Origin of the sequence: Cryobacterium sp. Hb1 (assembly GCF_004403585.1) — a bacterium.
In the GTDB taxonomy this organism is placed as follows: domain Bacteria; phylum Actinomycetota; class Actinomycetes; order Actinomycetales; family Microbacteriaceae; genus Cryobacterium; species Cryobacterium lyxosi.
In genome coordinates this window covers 25,200-42,289 of the sequence record NZ_SOHI01000030.1, presented here as the reverse complement: position 1 = coordinate 42,289, position 17,090 = coordinate 25,200, and the positions used below count along the sequence as shown (strand labels likewise).

Sequence of the window (17,090 nt, the reverse complement as noted above, 5' to 3'; positions counted from 1 at the left end):
CCGTGACTGAAACTTTCACGGTCGACGATTCCGTCGAGCTCGCCATCGTCGAGCGCAGCGGCTTCGTCGAATCCCGTCACGCCGGTTCGGCAATCGTGCTCGGCACCAACGGTGAGGTGTTGCGTGCGCTCGGCGACGTAACCAGTCCGATCTTTCCCCGTTCGGCGATGAAACCCTTCCAGGCCGTTGCGGTCATGGCGAGTGGCGCCGCCCTGCGGGGAGCGGATGCTGCCATCGCCACGGCCAGTCACAGCGGCACCGCCGCCCACATCGATCTCGTTCGCGGGCTCCTCTTCCGCGCGCAAGTGCCCGAGACAGCGCTCGCCTGCCCGGCGGCCTGGCCGATCGATTCCGCCGCCCGCGACACGCTCGTACGCCTCGGTGCCAACAAGGCGCCGATCTATATGGAGTGTTCCGGCAAGCACGCGGCAATGCTCGTGGCATGCCAGCAGAACGGTTGGGCGCTGGACGGGTATCTGGACCCTTCGCATCCGTTGCAAAAGCGTATTCTCGACGTGCTCGAACGCTTCACCGGAGAACGGCCGGTCGCCTCGGGCGTCGATGGCTGCGGCGCCCCGGTGCACGCGATCTCCCTCACCGGGCTGGCCCGTGGCATCGCCCGCATCAGTACGAGCAAGTCGAACTCACCGTTTGCGATTTACCGCGAGGCCGGTTTTCTGGCCGAAGCAGTGCGCGCCAATGGCTGGGTTGTGGCCGGACCCGGCCACTCCGACAGCATCGTGATCGACCGGCTCGGCCTGTTTATGAAGGGCGGCGCCGAGGGCATCATGGTCGCTGCCGCCGAGAACGGCACCACCGTGGCGTTGAAAATCCTCGACGGCAACCTGCGCGCCGCTGCGGCGGTGGCACTGAGCCTGCTGGCCGATGCCGGCGCAATCGCCCGAACGGATGTCGCTGAGCTGCTGCCCGAGCTCGGTCTCACCGTGACCGGCGGCGGCTTACCGGTCGGCGAGATTCGCGCCAGCTACGTGTAAAGAAGCTATTTCAGCTTCGCCAGCCGCCGCGCTTTCGCTGCACCGGAGATATGCACCATCGCGACCTCGACCTCGACCTCGACCTCGACCTCGACCTCGACCTCGACGACGATGACGATGAACACGGCGGAGGCGAGTACGTTGACGTCACGGACGTCGATGAAGAGCGCCCGGTTGAACGAGCGGATGGTCTTGTCGGTGGCCGAGATTCTGACCTAGCCCGGCAAGATCGCCCTGGTGACCTCTCCGTCGGAGTGCAAGACCCAGACCCGTCCACGTCCGGGTGCCAGCGGAGGCGGTAGCTCCCGGCGGTGACTGAGGAGCCGAAAGTCCGACAGGCTGCAGCGGTCGAACACCAGGCTGGCCGCTTGCTCGCTCGAAGTCGACCCACGAAGCCGTGCCAGCAAAGTCCAGTGCGCCTGCCAGGTTTCAGCGTCACCGACGACAATCAGTCGAACAGCAGCATCCGCTTGGCCTACAGTGCCGGGGACCAGCAGAGCTGATACCTCTGGTCCGCTGGTTCCGGCAAGTTCCAGCACCGGAACACCCATGACATTGCGCAGGCGGGTCGCCGTGCTCGTCGGCGATGATGACACGATCAGAAGCGGACCTTCAGCCGGTAGCGAATTGGGCACCACGACAGCAGGAACGATCAGGCCCGGAGTCGGCGCCAATAGCTGCACGCGCAAGGTGCGCCACACTCCCCCGCCCGGCGGCAGCGACGCGATGTAACCGGCCGATTGTCCCCCGGCCGCGAGATGGTCCTGCACGCTCGGCAGTTTCAGTAGCAGGGTACTCTGGCACAGAGCGGCCAGCCCAGGAACCACGCTCGTGTGCCGTTGTACGGCGACCACGACATGCACGCCAGCGGCCGGTCCGTCCCGCAGCAGGCCGACGAGCAGATCAACGGCTGACAGCCGGTGGTCGGGCTGCCAGCGGGCGCAGACGGAATCAAAATCGTCGAAGAGTACCAACCGGGGTGAAGCCGAAGTCTGCTGCCCGGTTTCCACGCGAGCACTCAGACTCGCAAGCGCATCCCAAACGGACTCGATATCAGCTGTGAATAGCTGGGTCGCGACCCGATGTTCGGCCACCCGGGCGAGCGTGTGCAGCAGGGTGGATTTGCCCGAACCGGCCCCGCCGACCACCAACAAGTGCCCATCACTGTCGGGGTCGTAGGTGAACACGCAGTAGCGCTGGCGCTCGGGTTCATCCAGCAACCCGACCGGATACCCCGTCACCGGCGCTTTCTCCACCGTCGCCGCGTCCAGATCGAACTCGGTCACAATCGGCGGCAGCGCATCGAGCCATGGACGTCTTGGAACGTATCCGCACGATGCTGACAATGGCGCCGCTACGATGCTCGCAATGTCGAGTTCGCCCGTTGTCGCGACTTGGCAGAGTACCGGTTCTCCGGCTTCCGTGGCGACCAAACACCGCCCGGGCTGATTCGGTGCCAGCCCGGCCGCGGCATCCGTTCCGATCACGGCCTGGCTGTCGGCCCGGTTGTTCACCCGCAGCGACAAACGCAGGCTGCAATTAGCCAGCAGCGCGTCGCGCACGATCCCGGCCGGCCGTTGGGTACACAGAATCAGGTGCACGCCGAGCGACCGTCCCCTGGCGGCAATGTCCACAAAGAGGGCGTGCAGCTCGGGAAACAGCCCGAGCATGGTCGCGAATTCATCGACGACGATGATCAGCCGGGGAAGCGGATGCTCCAGGCGTACGTCGGTCACGTCGCGCGCCCCGGCCGCGCTCAGCGTGCGCTCCCGGTAACGTAATTCGGCACCGAGACTCGCGAGAGCCCGAGTGGCTGCGTTCGAGTCGAGGTCGGTAATGAGTCCGACGCAGTGCGGCAGTCGGGCAAGCGGTTGAAAGGCCGCGCCGCCCTTGAAATCAACCAGGAGAAAGTTCACCTGCCGCGGCGAGTAAGTCGCGGCCAGCGCGGCAACCCAGGTGGTCAAGAGCTCGCTCTTGCCGCTGCCGGTCGTTCCCCCGACCACAGCGTGAGGTCCGGACTGCACCAGGTCAAGGTACGCCGGGCCGTCTCGGCCCACTCCGATCGGGCAGGCGAGGGTCGGTGGCGTCACCGACCGGTCGAACGATGCAGCATCGGTGACGTGCTCGAGCAGTTGCATGACCGGGACCATGGCTGGGATCACTCCCGTCGTACTCACGAGGCCTGCTGACTTGGCCTGCCCAGCGAGTGACACCGCGAAATCGACAGCTTCGGCCCTGGCGAGAAGTTCCGGACAGAAATCCAGAGGCGGCGCACGATTCGGCGAGCGAATAATCTGCGCCCGTGCCGGGCCAAGCACGCGCACGACCGTTCCGCAGCCCGGCGGCAGGTCTTCGAGTCTCATCGCCAAGGCGAGCAGCAGCCGCCCGCTTTCTGGTTCACCACGGCGTGGATCGGTGGTGCTGGTCGTGGTGGTCGTGGTGCGCAGTAGGAGTGTGAACCGGCGCGGCGATGGCGCCACGTGCGGCAGCTGAGTCACCCAGTCCCAATCGGTGGACCCGGCATCGCCCGGGCCGGCAACACCCAAATCGGTCGGCGACACCGCGAAACAGACCTGCACACAAACGGCGCGACCGAGGGCTGCTGCGAGCGGTATTAGCCCGACGATGCCGAGCCCCTGGGCCAGGTCGACGACGATGGGCGCACCGGTGACTGTTGCTGCCCACTCCCGCAGTTGCCGGTTATCGTTCGGTGCGCTCCCTCCGCCGAGTCGGATACCGCTCGGGGCCGAGCCGACGCCCAGCGAGACGAGCGTGCCGTCCGTTTGTCGCCAACGCGCGGCCGCCGCACGCCCGAGCACAATATTTCTCGCCGAAGGCGTGTGCCGCCAGGCTTCGTCGCGCCAGCGGGTGTGACGTTCAGTGATCATTGAATGCAGCACCGCCACAGCGTCGCTATGCGAGGCCGTCTCGGCCCGGCGGCGTTTGCGGCCCGAACGTTTCGAGTCGAACATGCTGGCTACCGCGATGATCGGGCTGAGAACGGCGAAAATCAATGCGAAGGCCGAGCCGGTGATCATCCAGATCAGTCCGGCGGCGACCAGCGGCGCCACTGTGGCGAGTAGGGGAAACCCTGCCGGCGGCAGAGCGGCCGGCGCGGGCGGCAGAGCGAGGGTTTCATCGACGGTGGACACCCCGCCAGCGGACCAGATTATCGGTCGAGAAACACTCGTAACGTGACTATCGGTGCACAATCAGCGTTCCAGTCAGCGGTGGAGGACGTCCTCACGCGACGCTGAACGAGTGGTCGGCGATTTCGACCCGGCTACCGCGCGGCAGAACGTACCGTCGGCCCGGTTCGAGTGTCTCGGCCGTTTCGCCCGGGCGGCGAATCACGGTGCCGTTAGCCGAGACCCGGTCGCTGACCCAGAACTCGTCGTCATGCTGGCCGAACTCGAGGTGAGTCTTCGAGACCGAGCGGTCGGCATCCGCTACTTGAATGAGGTCATCAAAAACCTCGTCGGGTTGGGCCAGGGGTTTGCGCCCGATCAGGCCGGAGCCCCGCACGGAGACCACCTGACCGGTACTGAAGGTCAGCACGAAGGTCGCACGGGTCAGCAGCACGGCGGCGGGGAGTGCGGGCGGCACTGCCGCTGGCACGGTTGGCGCGGCGGTCACGACAGTGACGGCCCGCACTGGCACCGGCACCTCCACGGGAATCGGTACCGAGATGACGACGGTGGTGCGTGGCAGGCGCGCAATGATCGTCGTGTCGTTGGGGCGAGGGTCCGGACGCTTGCGCGACTCCACGGTAGCGGTGCGAGAGCTGCCGCATTCGCCACAGAACATGGCCAAGGCCGGCAACCAGGCCCCGCAAATCTGACACGTCACCATCGGCCAGGCCTAGACCTTTTTGACCACGCTGGACTTGAGCTGAATGAATCCGAAACCATCGACCTTGCAGTCGATGTCATGGCCGTCGACCGGATCGACGACGCGAATATTGCGAACCTTGGTGCCGACCTTGATCGACAATGACTGGCCTTTGACCTTGAGGTCCTTGATGATCGAAACGGTGTCCCCGTCGGTCAAAACGGTTCCGAAGGCGTCTTTGACCTGGACTTCCTGCTCTTCTTCGACCGGTTCGCTCGACCATTCGTGGGCGCAGAGCGGGCACACCAGCAAGGAACCCATCTCGTAGGCCAGGTCACTGGAACATTCAGGGCACGGAGGCAGGGTCTCGTTCATTCATTCCATAATACGCGACCGCACTGCGCCGCCGGGCTACCGGCGGCGGGCCAGCACACGCCAGAGCCGGCCGGCAATGACGGCCGCGATGACCATGATGATCAGCGGAATGTAGGCGATGAAAGAGGATGCTTCCCAGCCGATCCCGATTCCGCCGTCACGATTGAAAGCCGATACCGACAGTCCGAAGAAGTGTGACTGGGCCGACTCGGCTCCGGTGGACAACAGTGCCGAGAGCAGGCCAGCCGTGTAGGTGAAGGCCAGGGTCCACCAGAGCAGCAGCAGGCCCGTGAACCAGTAGATTGCCCGCACCCAGGACGGCCGGTTGCCGCGGCCGTCCTCGGCGAAACTTCGGGCCAGGGCGCGCGGTGAGCCGAGCGAGTCGAGAGCGGCGTCGATGCCGCGGGCGGCGGCATCGACTTCGATATTGTCACGAATCTCCCGCAGGATCGATCGGCGTTCGCGCGTCGTGACCGACTCTTCGAGCGCGAGATCGAACCGAAACAGATAGGACTCACGGCGACGCCAGACAGCAAACGTTGATCTGGCCTCGGTGGTTTGGGCGTTCAATTTTGGTCCTCTCCCGCTAGTTCTCGCTCGTCTGGTTCAGCTGTGGGGATTGCGCCGAGACCGGTGTGCACGATCGCAATCAGAGAGTGCCATCGCGCCGTAGTCGGCAATGCCTAATAGCTGGGAATACTAGCTAGCAGGTGCCAGGTCAGGTGTTGGACGCCTCGTAGGGTTCGACGGCGAGCACATCGATCACGATTGCGGTGACGTTGTCGCGACCACCGTTTTCCAGGGCGGCTGTGACCATCGCTGCGACGGCATCCGCTGCCAGCTTCTGTTCAAGCAGAAAATGACGGATTCCGTAGGAGGTGAGTTCTTTCGTGAGTCCGTCGGAACAGACCAGGATGCGCATGCCGGCCTGGATCGGCAGGATGCGATAGTCGGGAATGGGCGGTTCGTGAAAACCGACGGCGCGAGTGATGATGTTGCCGTGCGGGTGAACATCTGCCTCTTCACGGGTGATGCGACCGGCGTCGACGAGTTCCTGCACGACCGAATGGTCATTGGTGATTTGCTCGAGGACACCGCCGGTCAGCCGGTAGACCCGGGAATCGCCGATGTTATAGACGATCCAGCTAACGGCGTCCGAAACGAGTGCCAGCGCCACGCCGGTCACGGTCGTTCCGGTGCCCTGGTCGGTGACGCCGACACCCTGCGCCATGTCCTCCACGGCGAGAGCGAGCGCCCGATCGATCGAACCGGCCTCCGCCACGAGTGTTCCGGAAAGCTCGGCAAGCCTGGTCACTACGGCGCCACTTGCGACATCGCCGGCTGAGTGGCCGCCCATGCCGTCGGCGACGGCGAACAAGGGCGGCGCGGCGAGGAGGCTGTCCTCGTTGACCTCGCGGCGATGGCCGACATCGGTCAGGGCTGCCCACGCCAGCGTCAGCGTCGTGGCAACGCTGGGCAGTTCGACACGAAATTCGGTCGAACCTTGACCAATCTGGGTCACGGGTGGTGCCTTCCGAGTGTGGGTACGAATTCGTCCCCGCCGTTCCAACGTTCGCCGAAGGACTTGGACCATAATAACGTCACCGCTCACGGCCATTTCACCGGCCAGTGCCCGATATAGCTCATCACGTGCTTGATCCGGGTTTAATCCTCGAACCCATACATCGACAGATCCTTGCCATACCCGGAGTGCTTGAAACCACCGTGCCGCATCTCGGCAATGATGGAAATATGCGAACTGATCCAGACGCAACCAAAGTCAAGGTGCTTGGCGAAACGCATCGCGCGCCCGTGGTCGCGGGTCCACACCGACGAAGCCAAACCCTATTGCACGTCGTTCGCCCAGGGAAGCGCCTCGGCCTCGTCGGTGAAGCGCTGCACGGTCATCATCGGCCCGCAGATCTCCTGCTGCACTGCCTCATCGGTCTGCAAAAGCCCGCTCACGATGGTCGTTTCGTGAAAATAACGGGTATGGCCAATGCAACGTCCGCCGAGTTCGAGCACGCGTGGTCGGGCAGCCGGTGTACGAAGCCGGTTACCCGAGCAAGCTGGTGCGCGTTGTTGACCGGTTTGAACAGAATGCCCGCCTCGCGAGGAGTCCCCGTGCGGGCGTTGTCCCGGGCATAGACGGCGAGCGCGGCGATGGCCATTCCCGCCCGCGCGACCCTCGAGGTTGCGGGCGGCCCCGGCAAAGAACCGAATCTGCTCGACCGAGAGCAAAATCTCATCGTCGACCAGGGTGGAGCGAGGCTTGCCAGTGTCAAGCGACACGACGGATTCGCTTGCCGAGAGTATTTAGGCTGACAGAATCGATGCATGAATGGACAAAAGCGCGGTCAGCCACCCAAGCCGGCCCAGCTCGACGATGTGTCGAAAAAGATCATCGAACAGCTTCAAGCCGACGGTCGTCGCTCGTATGCGGAGATCGGCAAAGCCGTCGGCCTCAGCGAAGCGGCCGTGCGCCAACGGGTACAGAAACTCACTGACTCCGGTGTCATGCAGGTGGTAGCCGTCACAGACCCGAAGCAGCTGGGTTTCTTCCGTCAGGCCATGATCGGCGTTCGCGCCTCGTCCGACACCCGCGTACTCGCCGAGCAGCTGGCCAAGATCGATGCCGTGGACTCCGTCGTGCTCACGGCTGGCACCTTTGACATTCTCGCCGAGGTCGTCTGCGAAGACGACGACCAACTGCTCGAACTACTCAACTCCAAGATCCGCAATCTCGAGGGAGTGCTCTCCACCGAGACGTTCGTTTATCTCAAACTCCATAAACAGTCATATAACCGGAGAACACGGTAAAAAATGGCTCCGACGACGCCCACACGGCCGAGCTGCAGCAGAAGGCCAAGGAGCGCCCCTGCATGCAGTTGTCGCGTCAGTCAGCAATGGAATCCGGCGCTGGAGTGCCCCTCATCGTCAAGGGCCATGGACATCACATCTGGAATTCCCCGGGTAAGCAGTACATTGAAGGCCTCAGTGGTCTGTCGACGTCAACGCGGGCCATGGACGTAAGCGCCTGGCCGAAGTAGCTGCCAAGCAGGCCGAGGAACTCGGCATTCTTCCCGGTCTGGTCATACGCTCACCCGAACGTCATCGAACTCACCGATCGGCTCGCCTCCTATGCTCCCGGCTATCTCAACCGCGTGTTCTCCCCCACCGGAGGCGGTAGAGCGGTCGAGACCGCGTTCAAGCTCGCCAAGTATTACTGGAAGCTGATGGGCCACCTAACCAATGGAGGCGGCGAAGTACATGGAGCTGACGGCGAACAGGGTTCAGCGGCCGGCTGCACGCTCGTCGAAGTCTTCACCCCAGTTTTGATCAAAGTCATCGTCGAGTTCGTAGCTCTCGCTCTTTTCATCCGCGTCGTCATTATCGTCGTCATCGTGTTGCGGGACCGCGAACGCCCACTCCGGCAGGTGCCCCGAATCGAGCAGCAGTTTCAGCAGGATCGCCATGCTGTACTGCGACTCGATGGCAAGAGCTTGGTCCACGAAAAATCCGGCTACGGACCCGCTGCCAAGTGCCCACGACAGCCAAGCCAGCATGCAGAGCGGCGCCGGTCTGGCTGATCGAGGCGCCATGGCAACGACGAGGCGTAGCAGGGTGATCGCGACACGGATCCGGTCGATATCGGGACGTTCACACTGCAGGCCGAGCATGATGTCGCCGGTGTGCTCGGCGGTTGGGTCACCGATGTCGATCTCCTCGGCTACGAGGTCGTCGAGGCTTCGCCCGGTCTCGTGCTGGAGCCGAGCGTACCGCCCGTTGATAGCGTGGGCGCGCACCCCTTCATCGCGTCCAAAGGCGAACTGCACCATGATCTGATCGCGGTTGGGCGGGGACTGCACGAGCACAAGAAGCGCGGCGACGTTTTCCTCGATGGGCGGATTCGGCCAGGTGAGTGCTTCCTCGGCGATCGCTACCGGGTCGAGTGCAACGCCGAGGGCGTCGAACAGTGGTGGAGAGTTCTCGGCGCGCGCAAGCAGGTGGCGGTACCGCCGGTAGATCCGGGCCAGGCGTTCCTGGGTCGCCGGGTGGACACCAACCGGATCCGCGCCGTTCTGTAGGGTGCCGAGCGGGCGTACGGTCTTGGTCCCCGCCCCCTCGTTCGCCGCAGTGTTCACCGGTGACTCGGCAATATCGTTCAGTGGATGCCCGCCAGCGGGGCACTTGGGATCGAGGTAACTTCCCCACGCATCCGCTGCCACGCACAGGGAATCGCGCAGCAGAAAACCGCTCCATTCGAGTCGCCGGTTTAAAATCTCGGCAAACTGTTCGCGCGGGATACCAACGGCAGTGATGAAGGAATCATCGGTGTAGATGACCGGAACGACGGCGTCCACTCCGGGAATCTTGCACAGCATCCCGGCGAGGGTCGTCGCGATGCGCTTATACACCTTGAGGGATGCACCGTCGTCTGGCAGGTTGAAACGCAGCGCGCCGCAGGTGCGGTTGCCACGAAACGCGACGAGCACGGCGCTGGTCTCGGGAGCAAAACCGAGCAGCTGGGGAACGAGTGCCAGAAAGTCCTGGGCCTTCTGGGCTTTGACAATGGTGGGATGCATGCCGCCACTGTGCTCGCCCGTCGGGCCCCGGATCTGCGCCAAAGGCGAATCTGGGTTTGATTCGCGCAGACGACGCGTTGGGGAGGAGGCAGCTTTAGACCTCGTCGGCAATAGGCGCCGCGAATTGTGCGGCATACAGCGCCTGATAGGCACCGTTTGCCGCGAGCAGCTCCACGTGACTGCCCTGCTCCACGATGCGCCCCGATTCCATGACCAGAATCAGGTCGGCGTCGCGAATCGTCGACAGGCGATGGGCGATGACGAAGCTCGTGCGTTCGGCGCGCAGAGCACTCATCGCCTTTTGAACGAGAACTTCGGTGCGGGTGTCTACCGAGCTGGTCGCCTCATCGAGGATGAGCACGCTCGGCTGTGCCAGGAACGCGCGGGCGATAGTGAGCAACTGCATTTCGCCGGCGCTCACGTTACTGCCCTGGTCGTCCAGCACGGTGTCGTAGCCGTCGGGCAGCGAGTGCACGAACCGGTCGACATAGGTCGCGGTGGCGGCCGCGAGAATATCCTGCTCCGTCGCATCCGGTCGACCATAGGCGATGTTGTCGCGAATCGTGCCACCGAACAGCCAGGTGTCCTGCAGCACCATGCCCATGCGGCTGCGCAGGTCATGCCGGGTCATGGTGGCAACATCGACGCCGTCAAGCAGTATGCGTCCCGAGTGGATCTCATAGAACCGCATCATGAGGTTGACCAGCGTGGTCTTGCCTGCTCCGGTAGGACCGACGATCGCGATGGTCTGCCCGGGTTCGGCGACGAGGCTGAGTTGCTCGATCAGCGGCTTGTCCTCGGTGTATCGGAACGACACGTTTTCAAAGACCAGACGCCCGCGCACCTCGGCGGGTGCGTCGGCATGGTCGGGGTCTTCGCTCTGCTCTGCGGCGTCGAGCAGGTCGAACACGCGTTCAGCGGATGCCACGCCCGACTGCAGCAGGTTCGCCATCGACCCGAGCTGCGCGAGCGGCTGAGTGAACTGGCGGGAGTATTGGATGAACGCCTGCACGTCGCCCAGTTGCATGGCACCGGAAGCGACCCGCAATCCGCCGACAACCGCGATAGCAACGTAGACGAGGTTGCCGATGAATGTCATGGCCGGCATGATCATGCCGCTGATGAACTGGGCGCCGAAGCTGGCCTCATAGAGTTCGTTGTTCTTGGCCGTGAACCGGGCGTCGACCTCTTTCTGCCGGCCGAACACCTTGACCAGCGCATGGCCGGTGAACGTCTCCTCGATCTGACCGTTGAGTTCGCCGGTGTTCGTCCATTGAGCCACGAACAGTTTTTGGGAGCGCTTCGCGATGAACGCCGTGATCACGAGGGTGAGCGGCACCGTGACGAGTGCGATCAGAGCAAGCAGCGGCGAGAGGAGGAGCATCATCACTATCACGCCGATGACAGTGAGCAGACTGGTCACCACCTGACTCAGCGACTGTTGCAGGCTCTGCGAGATGTTGTCGACGTCGTTAGTGACCCGGCTGAGCAGCTCCCCGCGCGGCTTCTTGTCGAAGTAGCTCAGCGGCAGGCGGTTGATCTTCGCCTCGATCTCCTCACGCAGCCGGTACACCGTGCGCTGCACGACACCGTTGAGCACGTAGGCCTGCATCCAGCTGAACACACTGGAGAGCACGTAAAGCGCGAGCGCCCAGAACAGCACGCTGGAGAGCATGGCGAAGTCGATGCCGAAACCCGGAGTGAGCGTCATGCCGCTGAGCATGTCGGCCTGGGCGGTGTTGCCGGCTGCTCGCAGTCCCGCGATCACCTCGGCCTGGCTGCTGCCGCTCGGCAGACTCTTGGACACGACGCCGGAGAAGATCAGGTTGGTACCTTCGCCGAGCAGACGCGGGCCGAGCACGGCGAACGAGACACTGATAACGGCGAGCACGAGCACGATAAAGAGCCAGAGCCGCTCGGGACTCAGCTTGCCGAGTAGGCGTTTGCCCGACGCGGTGAAGTTCAACGATTTCTCGGCCGGCAGGCTCATGCCGCCAAACGGACCGCCGCCGCGCTGCGGACGCGGGGCCGGTTTGTCATCGGCGTGAGTCTCGCTCATGCTGTCTCCTCCGCGGTGAGCTGAGACGACACAATTTCCTGATACGTGGTGTTTGTGTCGAGAAGCTGCTCGTGAGTTCCCCGACCGACGATGCGGCCGTCTTCGAGCACCAGAATCTGGTCTGCATCGATGATGCTCGACACCCGCTGGGCGACGACGATCATGGTGGCGCCCGTGGCGCTCTGCTTGAGGGCGAGCCGGAGTCGGGCGTCGGTGGCGAGGTCGAGGGCCGAGAATGAGTCGTCGAAAATGTACAGCGCCGGCCGTTTTACGAGGGCGCGAGCGATTGCGAGGCGTTGGCGCTGGCCACCCGACACGTTGGTGCCTCCCTGTGAAATCATGGCGTCGAGCCCGCCGTCCATTTCGGTGACGAAGTCCCGAGCCTGGGCGGTCGTGAGAGCCTGCCAGAGTTCCTCTTCGGTCGCATCCGGTTTGCCGTAGAGCAGATTGCTGCGCACCGTTCCGGAGAACAGGTAGGGCTTTTGTGGCACGAGGCCGATCTGCCCCCAGAGCAGGTCGGGATTGAGCTCGCGTACGTTGAAGCCGTCGACGAGCACAGAGCCGCTCGTGGCGTCGAACAAGCGCGGCAGCAGGTTGATCAGGGTGGTTTTACCGCTGCCGGTGCTGCCGATGATCGCGGTGGTTTGGCCGTGGCGAGCGATGAAGCTGACGTTTTGCAGCACCGGCTGTTCGGCGCCCGGATAGGCAAATCCAACATCAAGCAGTTCGAGTTCGCCCTGACCGACCGTGGCATTCACCGGCTCAGCCGGCGGTACAACGCTCGACTCGGTCGCGAGCACGTCACCGATGCGGTCCGCCGAGACGGCAGCGCGCGGAATCATGACGGCCATGAACGTGGCCATCATGACGGCCATGAGAATCTGCATGAGATAGCTGAGGAACGCGATCAACGTTCCCACCTGCATCGATCCGTCTTCGATACGAAACGCGCCGAACCAAATCACGGCGACGCTGGAGACGTTGAGCACGAGCATGACGATGGGGAACATGAGCGCCATCAGCCGACCCGAGCTCAGGGCGACGTCGGTCACGTCTTGGTTGGCCGTAGCGAACCGGGCGATCTCAACGTCTTCGCGTACGAACGCCCGCACCACCCGGATGCCGGTCAGTTGTTCCCTGAGTACCCGATTGACGGTGTCGATGCGTGTCTGCATCTTGCGAAACAGCGGCACCATCTTGACCACGATGAATCCGACGGCGATGAGCAGGATCGGCACGCTCACTGCGATGAGCCAGGACAGCTGCACGTCCTGACGGATCGCCATGATCACGCCGCCGATGCTGAGGATGGGCGCCGAAACCAGCAGGGTGCAGGTAGTGAGCACGAGCATCTGCACCTGTTGCACGTCGTTGGTGGAGCGGGTGATGAGCGATGGGGCACCGAACCGGGTGACCTCCTGCTCGGAGAACTCGCCCACCCTGCTGAAGACATCCCCGCGCAGGTCGCGCCCGACCTTCATCGCCACCTTCGCACCAAAGTAAACTGCCACGATCGCGCACAGGATCTGCGCGAGGGTGATCAGCAACATCAGTGCACCAACACGCAGAATGTAGCCGGTGTCACCGGTTGCGACACCCTCATCGATGATGTCGGCGTTGAGGGTGGGCAGAAAGAGGGAGGCGATCGATTGGGCCAGTTGAAAGACAAACACCCCGAGCAGCGGCTGCCAGTACGGGCGCAGGTAACGCACGAGCAAGGACCGCAGCACGAATTTCTCCTAGGGTGAGGTCAGGCGAAAAGGTTGGAAATGTAGGCAACCTCGTCAGCCGACGGCTGCCAGGACGTCGCGGCATTCGCGTTCTGAACGATTTGCTCGGGCCTGGTAGCGCCGGCGATGACGCTGGTCAGTCCCGGCTGCGCCAGTAGCCACGCGAACGTCGCCGTCAGCATACTCACCCCGCGCGCATCACACCATTTCTGATACTGCTCGATCGTGTCCCACGGGGCATCGTCGGCGAGATGGCGTCTGATCATCATGATGCGGCTGTCGGCTGGCCCTCCCGTGCGCGAGAACTTGCCGCTGAACAGGCCGTTGTAGAGCGGGAAGAAGGGCAGAAACCCGAGACCGTAGGCGTTCACAGCCGGCAGAACCTCGTCTTCGACATCACGCACGAGTAGGCTGTATTCGTTCTGGCTCGAGATGAAGGCGGGGTGACCGTTCATCCGGGCGGTGAACTCGGCTTCGGCGATCTGCCATCCGGCTAGGTTGGAGTGACCGATGTAACGAATCTTGCCCTCGGTAATGAGGTCGTGCAGGGTTGAAAGGGTCTCTTCGATCGGTGTTGACGGGTCGGGCACGTGCAGCTGGTACAGGTCGATCCAGTCGGTCTGCAGTCGGCGGAGGGACGCCTCGACGGCCAAGCGGATGTACCGGCGTGAGCCCCGCGCGCCCCAGTCCGGACCGTTCGACCCACCCATGTCCATGCCGAATTTCGAGGCCAGCACGATTTGGTCGCGCTTGCCGCTCAGCGAGTGTCCCATGAGCGTTTCGCTCAATCCTCGCTCCGCACCGTAAATATCCGCGGTGTCGAAGAGCGTCACGCCTGCTTCGAAAGCGGCGTCGATCACCGCCGTCGTGCCTTCCTGACTCTTGGATGCGGTCCCGGCGCGACCGAAATTATTGCACCCGAGCCCGATCGTCGAGACGGTCAGCCCGGAGGAGCCAAGTCGGCGATATTCAATTTGAGCCATCACTACAGAATAGGGGCGCAGCCATCTCCTGCACAGGTGCGCGTACCGGGCACTTGTGCACCCCGGTCTGAACCCCACATGGTTTCGGCCGAAGCGAGGGCTACAGTCGAATCATGGACAGCATCCCGGCGCATGTCGCCCAGCGCCCCACAACGGCGAACGCGCTCCTACGCATCCCCAGCCCCGTCGGTCGCCTGGAACTTACCGCCGACGATGAGGGTATCCTCTCTCTTTCCATCGAAACCGACGGTCAACTACCGCTCGACGCGACCGCGGAGATGCCTTCTCCCGTGCTACGACGCGCGGCCGAACAGCTCGACGAGTACTTCGCCGGAACGCGGCGGTCGTTCGATCTTCCCGTACACCTCACGCGCGGCACCGATTTTCAGCGCAGCGTATGGGCTCGGCTGACCAGCCTCAACTTCGGCGATGTCATCTCCTACGGGGCGCTCGGCAGTGACGTCGGTCGGCCGGGTGCGGCCCGCGCCATCGGCGGGGCCGTCGGCGCCAATCCGGTGCCGATCATCATCGGCTGTCACCGCGTACTCGCGACGAGCGGGCAGATCACCGGCTACAGCGCCGGGCAGGGCATCCCCACGAAAGCTTGGCTGCTCAACCACGAGGGCATCGCGCACCGGTAGCTGGGCAGCATGACCGTGAAACTCAGCGACGGTCCAATGGCAGCAGGCCGAGCGCCCGCACTGCGTCTCGTTCCTCCACGAGTTCTGCAACAGATGCCGCGATTCGACTGCGCGAGAATTCGTTGAGCTGCAACCCGTTCACGATGCGCCAATGCCCCTCAACCGAGCGCACCGGGAACGAGCACACCAGTCCAGGCGGAACATCGTAGGAGCCATCGGAAACGACCCCGGCGCTGGTCCAGTCGACGCCGCGGCCGGTGACCCAGTCGCCCACATGATCGATAGCTGCATTGGCGGCGGACGCGACCGACGAGCCTCCCCGCACGGCAATGATCTCCGACCCACGCTGGGCGACTCGCGGGATGAACGTCTGCGCCAGCCACTGCTCATCGACGAGATCGCGAACCGCTCGGCCCTCTGCGGTGGCATGGAAGATATCCGGGTATTGACTGGCCGAGTGGTTTCCCCACACGGTCAGCCCATGAATCGCCCCTACTGAGACGTCCAGGTGGCTGGCCAATTGCCCGACGGCCCGGTTGTGGTCAAGCCGGGTCATGGCAGTGAATCGGTCACTCGGCACATCCGGCGCGTGAGCGGCGGCGATGAGGGCATTTGTATTGGCTGGATTGCCCACCACCAGCACGCGCACGTCATCGGCTGCGCCCGCGTTGATGGCTGCCCCCTGCGGTGCGAAAATGCGACCGTTGGCCCCTAGAAGATCAGCACGTTCCATCCCCGGCCCACGCGGGCGAGATCCAACGAGCAGTGCGATATTCACCCCGTCGAATGCGACTGTGGGGTCATCGGTGACCGTCACACCGCGCAGCAGGCCGAAGGCACAGTCCTCGAGCTCGAGCGCAGTGCCCTCAGCTGCTTTCAACCCCTGGGGAATCTCCAGCAGGGTGAGACGGATCGGCGTCATCGGCCCCAGCAGCGCGCCGGCAGCAATGCGAAAGAGCAACGCATACCCGATCTGCCCGCCTGCCCCGGTGACGGTCACATTGACCGTTTGCCGCAGGATGGGAACATTGACCGCTGGGGGGAAGGTGCTGGTGTCTGTACTCACGCGCCCAGCCTAGCCCCGGTAAAGATCGTCGATGAGGCTGCGCGTCCCGGGGCAGCGAGGTGCTGCTCAACGACGAGCTCGAGTTCGCCGGGTGCTCCATGGCCGAGTCGGATTCCGACCGATTGCGCCCAGCGGATAAGTTCCTGCGCGTTCGTGAAATTGTGTTCGTGTTCGAGCAGAGCCCGGGTGAACTCGCCCTTCGACTTCTTATTGAAGTGGTTCAGGGCACGCTTTTGACCGTCTGCGCCGTCGGCGACCACCCGCAGGTACAGTGAGTCCGCCCGCACGGGTCGGGCGCCGAGGCCAACATAAGCCTCGGACCTCAGGTCGAGCAGGAGTCCTTCGGTCCGTCCCAGGAGCCGCTGAATATCGCTGCTCCAGTGCTGTTTGAGAGTGTGGTTGGCCAGCGTGACGCCCGGCACGCGCGAATCGTGGGACAGCCGGTAGACCGGTATTGGATCAAGTGCAGCGAGCGGCCCGAGCAGCGCAGAGTGTACGACCAGGTGAGCGTGCGCGAACTCGCGCTGCGAGCCTGAGAGCGTGGCAGCATCCAGACCGTCGAACAGCACCCCGGTATAGCGATCAATTACCGGAAGGGTCGGAGAGGCAAGCAACTCCCGGTTGCGGTCAATCTCGAACAGCTGTGTGCGGCCAAGTTTGAGGGCGGTGCTGGCAGCTTCGGGATACCGTGTCAGCGCTACCAGCGCCCGCGCCAGCGCACGACGTTTCACGTTCAGGCTCGGGTAGGCCAGTTTTTCCCAGTCCAGGGGTACAGCTTCGCCGCCGGAGCGTTTCGTCTCCGACGGCGGAAGCAGTATCAGCAC

General features: G+C 63.7%; 14 protein-coding genes and 2 pseudogenes. 4 read left to right on the top strand and 12 right to left on the bottom strand.

Annotated features, from left to right (window positions below; translation table 11 throughout):
* Nucleotides 1-2 precede the first annotated feature (2 nt).
* Nucleotides 3-995: an asparaginase gene (locus tag E3T38_RS13140; RefSeq protein WP_134548602.1), complete on the top strand. Its 993-nt coding sequence runs from the start codon at nt 3-5 to the stop codon at nt 993-995.
* A gap of 215 nt (nt 996-1,210) precedes the next feature.
* On the opposite strand, the gene E3T38_RS13135 is transcribed toward E3T38_RS13140, so the two are convergent.
* The 6 genes and pseudogenes from E3T38_RS13135 to E3T38_RS13110 all read right to left on the bottom strand — a co-directional run.
* Nucleotides 1,211-4,147, bottom strand: a complete 2,937-nt coding sequence (locus E3T38_RS13135) for an FtsK/SpoIIIE domain-containing protein (RefSeq protein ID WP_134548601.1) — start codon at nt 4,145-4,147, stop codon at nt 1,211-1,213.
* A 91-nt stretch (nt 4,148-4,238) separates the two neighbouring features.
* A complete protein-coding gene (locus E3T38_RS13130) occupies nt 4,239-4,763 on the bottom strand; it encodes an FHA domain-containing protein (protein ID WP_241984477.1) in 525 nt (174 codons plus the stop codon).
* A 93-nt stretch (nt 4,764-4,856) separates the two neighbouring features.
* Nucleotides 4,857-5,201, bottom strand: coding sequence for a zinc ribbon domain-containing protein YjdM (locus E3T38_RS13125; protein WP_134548600.1), 345 nt, complete (start codon nt 5,199-5,201; stop codon nt 4,857-4,859).
* A gap of 36 nt (nt 5,202-5,237) precedes the next feature.
* Entirely contained in the window at nt 5,238-5,771 is a 534-nt protein-coding gene (locus E3T38_RS13120; protein WP_134548599.1) for a hypothetical protein, read from the bottom strand.
* A gap of 148 nt (nt 5,772-5,919) precedes the next feature.
* Nucleotides 5,920-6,723 carry a PP2C family serine/threonine-protein phosphatase gene (locus tag E3T38_RS13115; RefSeq protein ID WP_370449035.1) on the bottom strand — a complete coding sequence of 268 codons (804 nt, stop codon included), beginning with the start codon at nt 6,721-6,723 and terminating at the stop codon, nt 5,920-5,922.
* Between the two features lie 143 nt (nt 6,724-6,866).
* Nucleotides 6,867-7,366, bottom strand: a pseudogene (locus E3T38_RS13110) (aldehyde dehydrogenase family protein); the annotation flags it as partial.
* Nucleotides 7,367-7,538: 172 nt separating this feature from the next.
* Here E3T38_RS13110 and E3T38_RS13105 point away from each other — a divergent pair.
* Together E3T38_RS13105 and E3T38_RS13100 are read left to right on the top strand one after the other, a co-directional pair.
* The gene (locus E3T38_RS13105; protein WP_134548597.1) at nt 7,539-8,021 is read left to right on the top strand and encodes an Lrp/AsnC family transcriptional regulator; all 483 of its coding nucleotides are present in this window, start codon (nt 7,539-7,541) and stop codon (nt 8,019-8,021) included.
* A 62-nt stretch (nt 8,022-8,083) separates the two neighbouring features.
* Nucleotides 8,084-8,452, top strand: a pseudogene (locus tag E3T38_RS13100) (aminotransferase class III-fold pyridoxal phosphate-dependent enzyme); the annotation flags it as partial.
* A gap of 42 nt (nt 8,453-8,494) precedes the next feature.
* On the opposite strand, the gene E3T38_RS13095 reads toward E3T38_RS13100, so the two are convergent.
* The 4 genes from E3T38_RS13095 to E3T38_RS13080 all read right to left on the bottom strand — a co-directional run bounded on the left by E3T38_RS13095 (nt 8,495) and on the right by E3T38_RS13080 (nt 14,559).
* A complete protein-coding gene (locus E3T38_RS13095; protein WP_166805520.1) occupies nt 8,495-9,787 on the bottom strand; it encodes a DUF4192 domain-containing protein in 1,293 nt (430 codons plus the stop codon).
* A gap of 94 nt (nt 9,788-9,881) precedes the next feature.
* A complete protein-coding gene (locus E3T38_RS13090; protein ID WP_134548595.1) occupies nt 9,882-11,846 on the bottom strand; it encodes an ABC transporter ATP-binding protein in 1,965 nt (654 codons plus the stop codon).
* On the bottom strand, nt 11,843-13,576 hold the full coding sequence (locus E3T38_RS13085) for an ABC transporter ATP-binding protein (protein ID WP_134548594.1): 1,734 nt from the start codon (nt 13,574-13,576) through the stop codon (nt 11,843-11,845). The genes E3T38_RS13090 and E3T38_RS13085 overlap by 4 nt, the downstream gene beginning before the upstream one ends.
* 20 nt (nt 13,577-13,596) lie before the next feature.
* On the bottom strand, nt 13,597-14,559 hold the full coding sequence (locus E3T38_RS13080; protein ID WP_134548593.1) for an aldo/keto reductase: 963 nt from the start codon (nt 14,557-14,559) through the stop codon (nt 13,597-13,599).
* Nucleotides 14,560-14,672: 113 nt separating this feature from the next.
* Between E3T38_RS13080 and E3T38_RS13075 the strand changes: the two genes are divergently transcribed.
* Nucleotides 14,673-15,200 carry a methylated-DNA--[protein]-cysteine S-methyltransferase gene (locus E3T38_RS13075; protein WP_134548592.1) on the top strand — a complete coding sequence of 176 codons (528 nt, stop codon included), beginning with the start codon at nt 14,673-14,675 and terminating at the stop codon, nt 15,198-15,200.
* A 22-nt stretch (nt 15,201-15,222) separates the two neighbouring features.
* Here E3T38_RS13075 and E3T38_RS13070 read toward each other — a convergent pair whose 3' ends face one another.
* Both E3T38_RS13070 and E3T38_RS13065 read right to left on the bottom strand, forming a co-directional pair.
* Nucleotides 15,223-16,221, bottom strand: a complete 999-nt coding sequence (locus E3T38_RS13070; protein ID WP_134548724.1) for a malate dehydrogenase — start codon at nt 16,219-16,221, stop codon at nt 15,223-15,225.
* Between the two features lie 41 nt (nt 16,222-16,262).
* Entirely contained in the window at nt 16,263-17,090 is an 828-nt protein-coding gene (locus tag E3T38_RS13065) for a YaaA family protein (RefSeq protein WP_134548591.1), read from the bottom strand.